Source organism: Actinomadura sp., assembly GCF_044508335.1.
Classification (GTDB): Bacteria; Actinomycetota; Actinomycetes; order Streptosporangiales; family Streptosporangiaceae; genus Spirillospora.
On sequence record NZ_JBIQHY010000137.1, the window covers coordinates 4,352 to 17,806 of the forward strand.

Sequence of the window (13,455 nt, forward strand, 5' to 3'; positions counted from 1 at the left end):
GCGCGGTCCTCGGCGAGGCCCCGGCGCACGGCCTCCCGACGACGTGGCTCTGACGGGGCCGGCTCCGACGCGGGCCGGCTCCGGCGCGGGCCGGCTCTAGCGCGGGTCCTTCCAGGACTCGTACCGGACGAGGTCGCCGAAGGGCTTCCGCATCGCGCGCAGCCGGGCGGTGTCGGACGGCGGAACGGCGTCGTCGCGGGCATGGCCGATCGTGACGACGCCGACCACGGCGATGTCGTCCGGCAGGCCGAGCAGCGCCTTGAGCTCCTCCTTGCGGCGGACGGTCGCGAACCCTGTCGCGAGCCCGGCGTCGATCGCGGCGAGCTGGAGCAGCATGAGGAACGCCCCGGAGTCGACCCACCAGTAGGGGGCGGGCCACTCCAGCTCCTTGCCGTCGATGAGCTTGTCGGGCCGGGTGTAGCGGTCGTGGTAGTCGTCCTCGCGGACGCCGAGCACCATCAGCACCGGCGCCACCGACAGCCACTTCTCCCGGTAGAGGGACTCCTCGGCGAGCTCGGCGACGCGCTCGCGGGTCGCGCGCTCGGTGACCACGACGAGCCGGTGGCCCTGGCTGAACCCCGCGCTCGGCGCCTTCCGGATGACCCGGGCGATCCGGTCCACGGTCTCCGGCGGTACGGGGTCGGGGCGGTAGCGGCGCACCATCCGCCGCGCCGCGAGCACGTCGTCGAACTCCACCGTCTCCTCCGTTCTCCGCTTTCCCGCTCAGATGCCCTGGCTGAGGCCGCCGTCGACCAGCAGGACGGTCCCGGTGATGAAGCCGGCTTGCTCGCTCGCGAGGAACGCGGCGGCGGCGCCGAAGTCGGCCGGCGAGCCGAGCCGGCCGAGCGGGATCCCGGCGGCGATCTCCGCGAGGCGGGCGTTGCGGTCCGGCGCGACGAGCGCCTCCACGGCCGGGGTGAGGTGGTAGCCGGGCGCGAGGACGTTGACCGTGATGCCGGCCGGGCCCAGCTCCCGGACGAGGGTCTTGGCGAACCCGGCGAGGGCGGGCCGGACGGTGCCGGACAGGGCGAGCTTCGGCGTCGGCTGCCGCATCGTCTCCGACGCGATCATCAGGACGCGGCCCCAGCCGGCGTCCCGCATGTGCGGCACGGCCGCCTGGACGAGCGCGATGTGGGACAGCACGCACAGCTCGACCGCGTCGCGGTAGGCGTCCAGGCCGAACCCGAGGGCGGGGCCGGCCGGCGGCCCGCCCGCGTTCGTCACCAGGACGTGCGGCCCGCCGAGGCGGCCGGCGGTGTCGCGCACCCAGTCCGCGGCGGCCGCGTGGTCGCGGACGTCCAGCCGGGTGGGGACGGCGCGGCCCGGCCCGGCCGCGTCGATCTCCTCGCGGGCCGCCTCCAGCCTCGCCTCGTCGCGGCCGCAGAACGCGACGTCCGCGCCGGCGGCGGCGAGCTCGCGGGCGGTGGCCAGGCCGAGGCCGCTGGTCGCGGCGGCGACGAGCGCGACGCGGCCGCGCAGTCCGAGATCCATCAGACCTCCGCGGGGACCGGGGCGGGGACGGGGCGCAGCGGGTAGCCGTAGCGGGCCAGCAGCGGCGCGGCGAGCGCGGTGGCGACGGCGCGGGCGGCGGCGGGCTGGGTCCGCGTCCAGGCGTCGTCAGCCCTGACCAGGACCGGGCCCCGCCGCAGCCGGTCGGGGTTGCCGGTCACGGTGTGGTTCACGCCGAGCCGGGCGGCGCCGCCGCCGTCCACGGGCGGGTCGCCGGCGAGGCCCGCGTGCGCCATCACGCGGGCCAGCTCGGCGCGGGGGCGCGCGGCGAAGTCCTCGTAGCGCAGCCGCAGGCAGCGGCCGGGGAACGCGCGGGCGACGCGTTCGGACGCCAGGTTGAACCCCGTCCAGTAGGCGGTGCTGCGGGCCGGGCCCATCGCCGGGATGTACCCCTTCGCGCGCCGCCACGACTCGGCGGTGGCGCGCGGGTCCCGGACGACGTGCAGGACGCGGGCGTCCACGCCGGGCGCGCCGCACAGCGCGGCGGCCTCGGCGGGGAACTTGCCGGTGTCGACGACGAGCCGGGCGCCGGTCTCGGCGGCGATCGCCTCGTACAGCCGGACCAGGTCCTGGACGGCCGGGTGGGCGCGGGCGCGCCGCGCGTCGGCGAGGCGGCGGCCGGTGTGCCGGGTCCGCAGCGCGGTCCGCTGCCGCCAGGCGGCGCGTTCGGCGTGCCAGGCGGCGTCGTCCCCGGCGAGCCGCGCGATGACGGCCTTCCACAGCGGGCACGACGGGATGTCCCGCCCGCAGCCGCACAGCGAGTTGGTGCCCGCGCCGAGGACGCCGTTGGTCCACAGGTAGCGCAGCTCGCCGACGTGGACGGCGCCGGGCACCTCGCCGAGGAGGTTGCCGAGCAGCGTCGTCCCGCTGCGGCACCAGCCCGTCACGTACAGGACGCGGACCATCAGCCGCGCCCCACCGCGGAGCCGGCGACCTTGCGGACGGCCTCGACGACGTGGTCGCGGTCCCGCTCGGTGAGGTTCGCCGACAGCGGGATGTCGACGGTCTCGTCGAGCCGCGCGGCGGTGGCGGGGTACTCGGCGCGGGCGCGCGCCGGGTCCGGGAACAGGAACCGCCAGTTCCAGAACGCGCGGACGTTGGTGTCGCCGGGGTCGCCGAGGGCGCGGGCGTCGATGCCCTCGGCGCGCAGCGCGGCGGCGGTCCAGGCGGCGCGCCGGGCGCCGGCGCCGGGCAGCCGGAACACCAGCGCCTCGCCGAGGTAGGCGCCGTCGGCGACGGGGCGGCGCAGCGCGATGCCGGGCACGCCGGCGAGCCGCGCGGCGACGTCGTCGTAGTTGCGGCGGTGGGCGGCGAGCCGGTCGGGCAGCCGGCGCAGCATCGGCCGGGCGAGCGCGGCGCGCACCTCGTCCATCCGCAGGCTGAAGATCGGCAGCGCGAGGTCGTCGACGGGCGGCGGCGGGCCGTCGAAGTGCCGCGCCATCCGCCCCTCGTAGGCGCCGGAGTAGACGGCCGCGCGGGCGTGCACGGCCGGGTCGCGGACGAGCAGGAAGCCGCCCTCGCCGGTGTTGAGCGACTTGTCGGACTGGGTGCTGAACGCGCCGGCGTCGCCGATGGTGCCGAGCGGGCGGCCGTTCAGCCGGGCGCCGAGCGCGGGCACCGCGTCCTCGACGACGGGGATGCCGCGTTCCCGGGCGAGCGCGCAGATCGCGTCCATGTCGGAGGCGAAGCCGCGCATGTGCACGACGACGATCGCGCGGACGTCGGGGGTGAGGCGGCGGCGCAGGTCGGCCACGTCCATGTGCAGGTCGTCGTCGCACTCGACGAGGACGGGCCGGTGCCCGGCGAGCAGGATCGCGCTGGGCGTCGCGGCGAAGGTGAAGGCGGGGCAGGCGACGAGGGAGCCGGGCGGCAGGTCGAGGGCGAGCAGCGCGAGCGCGATCGCGGCGGTGCCGCTGGCGCAGGCGAGCGCGTGCGGGACGCCGAAGTACGCGCACAGGTCCCGCTCGAACCGGCCGGTGCGCGTCTCGGCGTACGGGCGGTGGTCGTAGCGGAAGTAGAGCCGGTCGCGGATCGCGTCGAGCGCCTCGCCGAGGTCGTCCTCGCCGATGAAGACGTCGCCCTTGTCGTAGGTCGGCCAGGGGTCGGTGCGCACCGGCGCGGCGCCGTCGATGGCGAGCAGGCCGGGCTGAACGTCCACGGTCATGTCGTCTCCTCCACGGGGAACGGGAGCTGGCTCAGGGGTTCGGGGGCGCCAGCGCGAGCACCGGGGGCACGTCGGCGGGGCGGGCGCGGCGCAGCAGCCCGTAGCCGATGCCGGACAGGCCGGCGAGCAGTCCGGGCGCGGGCGCGGGCAGGGCGGTGCGCGCCTCGCCGGGCGGGCGGGGGGCGGGCTCGCCGAGGGCGGTGAGCAGTTCCGCGAGCCCGGACGCGCCGTGGCAGAGGGAGTCGTCCGGGAGCGGGCCGCACGCGCGGGCGGTCCGGGCCGCGGCGTCGAGGGAACGCTCCAGCGCGGGCGTGCCGCCGGCGGGGTCCGGCGGGCCGGCCGGTCCGGGCAGTTCGAGCAGTTCGAGCAGGGCGAGGCCGGTGCCGGCGGCGCCCTGGCACCAGCCGGGCTCGCCGCCGGGTCCGCCGCCGGGTCCGCCGCCGGGTTCAGTGGCGGGCCCGGTGGCGGCGAGTTCACGGGCGCGGGCCGCGTGGCGGGGGTCGCCGAGCAGGGCGTGCAGGCGGGCGTGGGCCACCGCCGCGCCCGGCGCGCCGTACCCGAAGCCGGGCCCTTCCGGTTCCATCGCGAGGAGCCGCTCGCCGGCGGCGCGCGCCGCCTCTTCCGCCTCCTCGCAGGGCAGGACGGCGTGCACGGCGAGCGCGGACAGCGCGGCGCCCGCCGCACCGTCCAGGACGTCGGGGCCGGCCGGTGCGGGCGGGGGGAGGTCCCGGGCCGCCTCGGCCAGGTCCGGGCGGCGGTGGACGGCGGCGGCGTGCGCGAGGTGGTAGGCGGGGCCGAGGGCCGGCACGGCCGCGGACGCGCGGCAGCGGAGGGCGACCTCTTCGGCGACCTGTTCGGCGAGCCGCGCGACCCGCGGCTCGTCCGTCACGGCGGCCAGGTAGGACAGGAACAGGCCGATGCCCGGCAGGCCGCCGTACAGGTCCAGCCCGGCGGGCGCGACCCGGCGGGACGCGGCGTCCACGACCTCGACGGTGAGCCAGCCGATGCGGTCGCCGTCCCGCACGGCCGCCGCGTCGAGCCGCCGGGCGATGGACAGTGCGGTGTCCAGCGGGCCGCGCACGCCGGACGGCCCCCGCACGGGATGCCCGGCGCGGGGGCGGGTGTCCAGCGCGGCCAGGCTCGCGTCGATGATCTCCAGCTGGGCTCCGGGGCCGTCCTCGGCCAGCGCGGCGAGCCGCGCCGCCGTCTCCGCCAGCGGCGCGGCGGGCAGCACGTCCGGCAGGCGGGTGCCGTCCTCCAGCCAGACGTCGCGGTGGCCGGGCCGGATCTCGAACACGGGCACCTCGCCGCGCCGCAGCGCGGCCTTCTCCGCCTCGATGAGCGCGTCGCGGTGCGGGACGCCGGGCCAGCCCGCCGCGAGCCGGCCGAGGCCGCGCTCGTGGACGGCGGGGTCGCGCACCGCCTCCGGCCGCCAGCCCTCCAGCAGCAGCCGGACGTAGAGGAACGTCGACAGCTGGATCAGCCGGACGGGGACGTCCGCGCAGCCGTGCAGCGGCCCGCCCGGCGCGAGCAGGCCGGTGCCGGCGGCGGCCAGCCGGCGGTGGGCGAAGACGTACCCGGCGGTCAGCGCGTCCCGGTACGGGCGCGGGTCGGCGGCCTGCCCGCCCGGCAGGCGCAGCCGCCCGGCGGGCGCGGGCACCGTCCGGTACCCGAGCCTCACCCGCATCCGGTCGGTGCCGGGGTCCTCGGCGATCGGCGTCGGGATGAGGGAGCGGCGGCCCTCGGCGATGCCGAGCGGGCTGATGTCGACGCCGAAGGGCAGCTCGGTCTCCACGTCGGGCACGACGAGCGGGCCGGGCAGCAGGCCGGTGCGCAGCACCGACCCGGCCAGCCGCTCGGCGGCCGGGTCGCCGAGCCGCGCGCGGCGCGCCTCCGGCTGCGTCCCCTCGGTGTGGAACAGGGCCTCCAGGTCGATCACCACGGGGTCGGCCCCGGCGGCGATCACGTTGTCGGCGTGCAGGTCGTAGCCGTGCACCGCGTGGGTCAGCGCGAGCAGCGCGCCCATCCGCCAGAAGAACGCGGGCAGCGCCTCCGGCTCGCAGGGGGCGGGCTCGATGAACTCGCTCCAGCCCCGGTCGCCCCTGTCCAGGAGGCGGGGGCGCCGCAGCGGGTACGGGACGCCGGGGGCGTTGAACCAGCCGAGGAGGCGGTCGAAGCACCGGTCGACGGCGAGGCTGCGCGGCTTGTAGACGACGGCGGCGCGCTCGAACCGGACGATCGCGACCGTCCTGCCGCCGCGGTGCGTCTCGGCGGACCCGAACACGACATCGTCCAGGGCGCCGAGCGCGCCGAACGCCCCGGTGAGCGCGGGCAGGTCGGCGGCGAGGTCGCGGGCGAACGCGGCGCGGGCTGCGGCCCAGGCGTCCAGCAGCCCGGCCGCCTGCCGGGCGAGGACCGGGTACTCCGCCCAGATCCGGCGCGCGGTGCCGGGGTCGCGCAGGCTCCGCACGAAGGAGGCGTAGCGGCGCTCCGGCGTCGCGCCGGGCAGGCCCCGCCGCCGCGCCGCGGCGAGCTCCCGGGCCAGGGCCGGCTGGACGGCCATCGCGAGCCAGCCGGCCGGCGGGTCGCGCAGGAGCAGGGCGGCGAGCCCGTCCGGCAGGGCCGGGTCGGCGCGCAGCCGGTCGCGCAGGTCGTCCCGGGCCGCGGCGATCAGCGGACGCGCGATCTCCAGCAGGCCGAGGCCGTCCTCGCCGGCGGGGCCGCCGGGGGCTCCGGGGCGGGCCGCCGTCGCGGTGCTCATCCCGGATCACCCGGGGCGCCGCCGGCCGGCGCGTCCACCGGCCGCGCGTCCTCGGTCCGCGCGTCCGCCGCGGGCGCGCCCCCGGCCGGGGTGCGGGCGCGCAGCGGGCAGCGGGGGGCGGGGCGGGCGGCCGGGCGCGGCCCCGTCCCGCGAATGGGATCAAGCACGGGATCGAGCACGGGATCGGCGAATGCGGCGCCTCCCCCGGCTTCTTTATCCGGCTTCGGCATGTCACCTCCCCTTCCAATCCGCTAGGAAGTTGTACCATGGCCGATTTTTCTGAACAAGATCGAGCGAGGCCCTTTTAATTTCTCCTCCGGTGTGCTTACTCTCTCGGTTGGCACGGTGCAGTACCGGCAGCGTGCATTTGTCGGCCGACCCGAGATCCGGACGGCCGCGAAAGGTGTGTCTGATGGGAGTTCTCCGTGCTGGACTACCTCATCGATGACCCCGGGCTGCGCGAGCGCGGCCCCGGCGAGGAGCTGGCCGTCGCGGTCGCCCGGGCGGCCGGCGGCGACGCCGCGGTCCGGCTCCGGGCGCCGCTGACGACGCTGTTCCCGCTGGCCTCCACCCGGCCCCGCCCGACCGTCCGGGAGCAGACCAAGGGCGGCACGGTCGCCGACCGGACCCTGCGCTACGTGCGCGAGCACCGCGCCGGCGGGGGCGGCGGGACCCGGTACGCCGCGACGCCCGAGGCGGTGTTCCGCCCGGCGGTCGCCAAGGCCGAGCTGACCGAGATCTCCGTCGCCGTCCCGGTGCCCGCCGACCTGTGCTCCGACCCCGCGCTGCTCGCCCGCTTCGTCGACCACCGCGTCATCGTCCGGCTCTGCACCGTGGAGAACGAGGTGCTGCTGCACGGCAGCGACGACGGCGCGATCCCCGGCCTGCTGCGCCTGGACGGGCTGCGCCGCCTCTCCGCCCCGCGGGCGTCCGCCGAGGCCGGCGCGGCGATGGACGCGCTGATGAACGCCTGCGCCGAGGTCGAGGAGATGGGCGGCTCGTGCGACGGGCTGGTCATGCACCCCGCCCTGTACTGGCGGCTCGTCGGCGGCGGCGCGCTGGCCGCGCTGGACGCCGCCGGGCTGCGCGTCACCCGCACCCGCATGATCGAGCGCGACCGGGTGCTGCTCGGCGACTTCCGCGCCGGCATCACCCTGCTGGACGGCGAGGAGTCGACGCTCGCGCTGCGCCGCCCGGCCGGCGACGGGGACGCGGTGATCACCGCCGCGATGCGCCTCGGGCTGGCCGTACACCTGCCCCAGCACTTCGTGCTGCTGGCTCTCTGAGCCGCGCTCCGCTCTCCCCCGGTGCTCCCCTGGGCCCGAGCGAACGGGCCCGCGACCGCGAGGAAGGGAGGTGACCCGCATGCGCACGACCCCGTGGTGACGCTCCCCCGCCCGTCCCGTCCCATCGATATCGGGAGGTGACCCGCATGCGCACGACTCCGTGGTGATTCCCATCAGCGTCCCGACGGTTCTTCGCCCGCTGAGGAGGAAAAATGCGCACGAAGCCGTGGTAGACCATTACCGGCACTCCGCGAACGCGCGAAGGAACGCACGGAAGGCATCGCAAACAATGGCGGACCGCCGATGCCGGTGATGCCGTCCGCATTCTGCCCGGAGAAATTCGGACGCACTGATTCGCGGAAATGGGCGCCGAATCACCGATGACGGCGCAGCGGCGCCCGCGGCACCCTCCGGGGCCGCGGGCGCCCCCGTTCACGGGAATCCCGTTCCCGGGGATCCCGTTCCCGGGGAGTCCGTTCCCGGGGAGTCCGTTCCCGGGGCGGCGGCCGGGACGCCGCGGCGGCGAGCGCCGACGCCAGCAGCCCCGCCGCGAGCCCCGCCCAGGCGACCCGGAACGCGGCGCCGGTCGGCGCGTGCAGCACCGCGGCCAGGCCGCCGATCCCGGCCGCCGCGCCGGCGGACCGGGCCAGCATGATCAGCGCGCTGCCGCTGCCGAACCTGGCGGGCGGGACGTCCTCCACCGCGATGGTCTCGATCGCCACGGCGGCGGCCATCCCCGCCGTGCCCGCGACGAGCGCGGGCAGCACCGCCAGCGGGTAGCTCCGCCCCGCGCCGAGCGCGTCCGCCACCAGTGGCCAGCACCAGCCGGCGGCGCCGAGCACGCCGCCCGCGACCGCGACCGCCCGCGCGCCCGCCCGCCGCACCAGCGGCCCGCTCCGCCACGACACGACGGCCGAGGTCAGCGGGCCGGGGGTGAGCGCGAACCCGGCGGCGAGCACCGAGTAGCCCCACCGCTCGGTCAGGAACAGCGCCACGCACAGCGCCACCGCGAACTGGGTGACGCTCAGCATCACCATCGCCAGGTTCCCCGCGGCGGCCGACCGGGCCCGCAGCAGCGCGAAGTCGGCCGCCGGGCGCGGATGCCGCAGCGACCGGCGCACCCCGAGGCAGGCCAGCGCCGCGCCCGCGGCGAGCGCGGCGGCGGTCCGGGCGGCCGTCCAGCCCCAGTCCGGGCCCTGCACGACGCCGAGCACGAGGGCGGCGACGCCGCCGGCGAGCAGCGCCGTGCCGAGCAGGTCGGGCAGGCCGCGCCCCTCCGCGGGGCGGGACGGGACGCCGGCCGCGGCGCAGGCCAGCGCGACCGCGCCGAGCGGCAGGTTGACGAGGAAGATCCAGCGCCAGCCGCCGAGCGCGAGCAGCGCGGCGCCGAGCGCGGGCCCGCTCGCCCCCGCGATGCCCGCGGCGGCGCCGAGCAGCCCGAACGCGTGCCCGGCGCGGCCGGGGAACTCGCTCAGCCCGACCGAGATCGACAGCGCGACGACCGCGCCGCCGCCGGTGGCCTGCAGCATCCGCGCCAGCACCAGCGTCACCGGGCCGGCCGCGAGCGCGCACGCGGCCGAGCCGAGCGTGAACACCGCGAGGCCCAGCAGGAAGATCCGCTTGGGCCCGAGCCGGTCGGCCGTGCCGCCGGCGGGCAGCAGCACGGCCGCGAACACCACCGTGTACGCCGTGATCGTCCAGGACAGCCCCGCGAGGGTGCTGCCGGGGAACGCGCGGAGCAGCTGCGGGATCGCGACGCTGACGATGTTGTAGTCGACCACCGCCATGACGTTGGCGAGCACGACCGACGTGAGCGCCAGCGCCCGCCGCCGGGACGGCCGCGGCGGCGCGGCGGGCCGCCCGGCGAGGGACCCGGCGCTCACCGCGCCGCGGCGGTCCGGGCCCTCCGGGCGAACTCCTCCTCGAGGACGCGTTTGCGGACCTTCCCCGTCGGGGTCTTCGGCAGCTCGGCGACGACCTCCAGCCGGTCGGGCTCGTAGCCGGGCGTCATCCCCGCGTCCGCGACGAGCTTCTGGAGGTCCTCCAGCGGCGGCGGCGCGGCGCCCGGCGCGGGCACGACGACGGCGACGGCGGTCTCGCCGAGCAGCGGCTCCGGCTCGCCGACGACCGCGACCTCCGCGACGCGCGGGTCGGCGCGCAGGACGCCCTCGACCGCGACGGCGGGGACGTGCAGCCCGCCCTTGTTGATCATGTCCTTGGTGCGGCCGATGACCTTGATGCCGCCGCGGCCGTCCGGCCGGGCCAGGTCGCCGGTGACGAACCAGCCGTCGTGCAGCGCGGCGGCGAAGACGTCGTCGGCGCCCTCGTAGCCCAGGCACATGTTCGCGCCGCGGACCTCCAGGCGGCCCGGGCCGTCCGCGACGACCGCGCCGTCCTCGCCGACGAGCCGGATCTCCATCCACTCGACGGGCCGGCCGTCGCTCCGCGCGGCCCAGTCCGGCGGGTCGTCCGGGCGGCTGATCGTGACGCCGCCGTTCTCCGTCATCCCCCACAGCGACCGGACCGGGAACCCGAACGTCTCGCGGAACCGCCCCGGCAGATCCGGCGGGATGGGCGTGGAGCCGGTGACCATGTGCCGCAGCGCGACCTCCCGCGGGCGCGCCCGCTGCTCGGCGACCAGCTCGTCCAGGATGAACGGGGTGAAGTACGCGGCGGTGATCCCGTACCGCGCGGCGAGGTCGAGGAAGTCGCCGGGCTTGAACGCGTCCGCCCACACGGCCGTCGCGCCGGCGACGAGCGGCGCGAGCATCCCGTAGAGCCAGCCGCCCTGCCCGCCGACGATGCACGGCGTGGACAGCACGTCGTCCTCGCCGAGCCCGAGCGGGACGGTGTAGGAGCGCGCCATCGCGTACAGGGTGTTGTGGGAGTGCCGGACGCCCTTCGGCCGCCCGGTCGTCCCCGACGTGTACATGATCTGCAGGACGTCGTCGCCGGACGGGCGGTGCGGCGGCGGCGCGCCGCCCGACCCGAGCAGGCCGCTCTCGAAGCCGGTCGCTCCCGCGGGGACGTTCTCCCCCACCACGATCTGGTGGCGCAGCGCCGGCAGCCGGTCGCGCATGCCCGCGATGGTCCCGGCGACGTCCAGGCCGCGGACCCCGTCCAGCGACACCACGGCGCTCGCGCCGGACTCGCGCAGGATCCACTCGGTGTCCGCGGCGCCCGTCGCGATGTAGTACGGCACGGCGACCGCGCCGGCGCGCCCGCAGCCGAGCGCGAGGACGGTGGCCTGCCACTGGTTGACGAGCTGCATCGCGACCCGGTCGCCGGGACCGATGCCCAGCTCCGCCAGGCCCGCCGCGCACCGGTCCACCAGCTCGGCCAGCTCCGCGTACGTCAGCACGACGTCGGGGTCGTCGCCGGTCTCCCAGACATGGCCGACCACCGCCGGGCGGTCGGGGGCGGTCTCCGCCCACCGGTCGAGATCGTCGAGGAACGTCCCGTCCCGCCACCAGCCGCGCCGCCGGAACTCCTCTGCGTCGTGAAGGTTCGCCATCGTCGGCCCCTTCCATGCCGGGTGACTTGATCATGACCACGGCGCGGCGGGCCCGGCAACGGCCAGTGTTGACGAATTCCGGCGGGGGCCTCCGGTTCAGGCGATCTCGCGCCAGTCGAGGACGGGGGCGGCCATGTCCCGGACTGCGGCGAGGAGCCCGAGCCGGTTGGCGCGCACGCCCGGGTCGCCGGCCATGACCATGACGCCGTCGAAGTACGCGTCGACGGGCGCGACGAGCGCGGCCGCGGCCGCGGCGAACTCCGGCAGCGACGGCCGGGCGGTCAGCTCGGCCCTGACGCGGATGAACGCCTCGTGCAGGTCCCGCTCGGCGGGCTCGGTGAACAGGCCCGGGTCGTAGCCGGCGTCCGTCCCGTCCGGGACGATGCGCAGGACCCGCTGCAGCGCCGCGGTGAGCCGCCGGAACCGCGGCGAGCCGAGCAGCCCGGCCAGGTCGCCCGCGGCCCGCGCGGCGTGCGCGGGCGCGCCGGCGAGCGGCAGCACGGCGCGGACGACGCGCACCGGGCGCCCCTCGTCCAGGAGGCTCTGCTCCAGGCGGCGCGCGATGAACCGCTCGGCGTCCGCGAGCGCCTCGGGGGCGACGGCGACCGGCTGGTGCCGGGCGGCGAGGGCGAGGCCGTCCCCGACGGTGACCGGCGCGAGGCGCGGGACGTCCCGCAGGATCGCGGTCAGCGCCAGCGCCGCGCGGCGCAGCCCGAACGGGTCGGAGCTGCCGGTCGGCGCCGACCCGGCGGCGAACAGGCCGGTGAGGAGGTCGAGCCGGTCGGCGGCGGCGAGGACGGCCCCGGCGGTGGTCGCGGGCGGCGCGTCCCCGGCCGAGCGGGGCAGCTCCATCTCGTGGAGGGCGCGGGCGACGGCCTCGTCCTCGCCGGCGCGGCGGGCGTACTCGCGGGCCATCGTCCCGGCGAGGGCCGGCAGTTCGATGACCACGGACGAGGCGAGGTCGAACTTGGCGAGGGCGGCGGCGCGGTCCAGGACGGCGCGCTCCCCGGCGGCGAGGCCGAGGCGGCCGGCGAGGTCGGCGGCGAGCGCGGCGATGCGCGACGACCGGTCGGCCATCGACCCGAGCCGCTCGGTGAACGTGAGCCTGCCGAGCCCGGCCTTGATCTGCTCGGGCGTGCGCCGCAGGTCCTGCCGGAAGAAGAACGAGGCGTCCTCGTAGCGCGCGCGGAGCACGGCCTCGTTCCCGGCCCGGACGGCGCCGTGGTCGCACTCGCCGTCGGCGACCGCGACGAAATGCGGGAGGAGGCGGTTCGAGGGGCCGCGCACCGGCAGGTACCGCTGGTGCTCGCGCATGACCGTGGTGAGGATCTCCTCGGGCAGCTCCAGGTACTTCTCGTCGAACGAGCCGAGGACGGCGACGGGCTCCTCCACCAGGTCGACGATCTCCTCGACGAGCGCCCGCTCGGCGGCGAGGTCGACCGTGCCGCCGCGGCTCCCGGCGAGGTCCCCGGCGGCCTCGGCGACGCGGGTACGGCGGCGGGACCGGTCGGGTTCGATCCCGTGCCGGCGCAGCACGCCGGGCAGCGACGCGGCGTCCGGCACGTCGACCCGCGGCGTGCGGGACGTCCGGTGCACGCGGGTCGAGCGGCCGGCGGTCAGCCCGCCGACCGAGACCGGGTCGAGGGTCAGCCCGCCGGACTGCTGGAAGTAGGTGAACTGGGTGATCTCCAGGCCGTCCAGCCACACCTCCCAGCCGAGCCCCCACGCGCCGAGCGCCGGCGACGCCCAGTCGTCCTCGACGAACCGGACGTCGTGGGCGCGCAGGTCGACGCCGAGCGCGGCGAGGCTGCCGAGGTACTGCTCCTGCGCGTCGCCCGGCTCCGGCTTGAGGATCACCTGGAACTGGGTGTGGGTCTGCAGCCGGTTCGGGTTGTCGCCGTACCGGGAGTCGTCGGGGCGGACGCTCGGCTCGGTGTAGGCGACGCGCCACGGCTCCGGGCCGAGGACCCGCAGCGCCGTGGCCGGGTTGAGGGTGCCCGCCCCCACCTCGGTGTTCATCGGCTGCGCGACGAGGCAGCCGCGCCCCGCCCAGTAGCCGGTGAGCCGGATCAGGGCGTCCTGCATGGTCAGCACGGGAGCCTCCAACGGGCGCGAAAGGACAAGCCTAGAAGCGCCCGGGACCCCGCTCGATCGCGACCCGCGGGTTCAGCGGCGCAGCACGTTCAGCTCCACGCCGCCGACGATGCGGCCGCGGAGCACC

General features: G+C 77.5%; 9 protein-coding genes. 1 reads left to right on the top strand and 8 read right to left on the bottom strand.

Annotation, left to right across the window (positions count from 1 at the left end; all coding sequences use genetic code 11):
* Nucleotides 1-96: 96 nt before the first annotated feature.
* The 5 genes from ACIWVC_RS30260 to ACIWVC_RS30280 are packed head-to-tail and all read right to left on the bottom strand — an operon-like array spanning nt 97 to nt 6,434.
* Nucleotides 97-696: a nitroreductase family protein gene (locus ACIWVC_RS30260; RefSeq protein WP_396448245.1), complete on the bottom strand. Its 600-nt coding sequence runs from the start codon at nt 694-696 to the stop codon at nt 97-99.
* A gap of 27 nt (nt 697-723) precedes the next feature.
* Nucleotides 724-1,491 (bottom strand): SDR family NAD(P)-dependent oxidoreductase, encoded by a 768-nt coding sequence (locus ACIWVC_RS30265; RefSeq protein ID WP_396454874.1) that lies wholly within the window; start codon nt 1,489-1,491, stop codon nt 724-726.
* Nucleotides 1,491-2,414, bottom strand: a complete 924-nt coding sequence (locus ACIWVC_RS30270) for a sulfotransferase (protein WP_396448248.1) — start codon at nt 2,412-2,414, stop codon at nt 1,491-1,493. The genes ACIWVC_RS30265 and ACIWVC_RS30270 overlap by 1 nt, the downstream gene beginning before the upstream one ends.
* Entirely contained in the window at nt 2,414-3,673 is a 1,260-nt protein-coding gene (locus ACIWVC_RS30275) for a DegT/DnrJ/EryC1/StrS family aminotransferase (RefSeq protein WP_396454875.1), read from the bottom strand. Before ACIWVC_RS30275 ends, ACIWVC_RS30270 begins: the two co-directional genes overlap by 1 nt.
* Before the next feature lie 31 nt (nt 3,674-3,704).
* Nucleotides 3,705-6,434 (bottom strand): type 2 lanthipeptide synthetase LanM family protein, encoded by a 2,730-nt coding sequence (locus ACIWVC_RS30280; RefSeq protein WP_396454876.1) that lies wholly within the window; start codon nt 6,432-6,434, stop codon nt 3,705-3,707.
* A gap of 425 nt (nt 6,435-6,859) precedes the next feature.
* Here ACIWVC_RS30280 and ACIWVC_RS30285 point away from each other — a divergent pair, with 425 nt between their 5' ends.
* Complete coding sequence (locus tag ACIWVC_RS30285; protein ID WP_396454877.1) at nt 6,860-7,720, top strand: family 3 encapsulin nanocompartment shell protein; 861 nt, start codon at nt 6,860-6,862, stop codon at nt 7,718-7,720.
* A gap of 374 nt (nt 7,721-8,094) precedes the next feature.
* On the opposite strand, the gene ACIWVC_RS30290 is transcribed toward ACIWVC_RS30285, so the two are convergent.
* The 3 genes from ACIWVC_RS30290 to glyS form a co-directional block, all read right to left on the bottom strand.
* Entirely contained in the window at nt 8,095-9,603 is a 1,509-nt protein-coding gene (locus ACIWVC_RS30290) for an MFS transporter (RefSeq protein WP_396454878.1), read from the bottom strand.
* The gene (locus ACIWVC_RS30295) at nt 9,600-11,234 is read right to left on the bottom strand and encodes an AMP-binding protein (protein WP_396454879.1); all 1,635 of its coding nucleotides are present in this window, start codon (nt 11,232-11,234) and stop codon (nt 9,600-9,602) included. Before ACIWVC_RS30295 ends, ACIWVC_RS30290 begins: the two co-directional genes overlap by 4 nt.
* 96 nt (nt 11,235-11,330) lie before the next feature.
* On the bottom strand, nt 11,331-13,319 hold the full coding sequence (gene glyS, locus ACIWVC_RS30300; protein ID WP_396454880.1) for a glycine--tRNA ligase subunit beta: 1,989 nt from the start codon (nt 13,317-13,319) through the stop codon (nt 11,331-11,333).
* Nucleotides 13,320-13,455 lie beyond the last annotated feature (136 nt).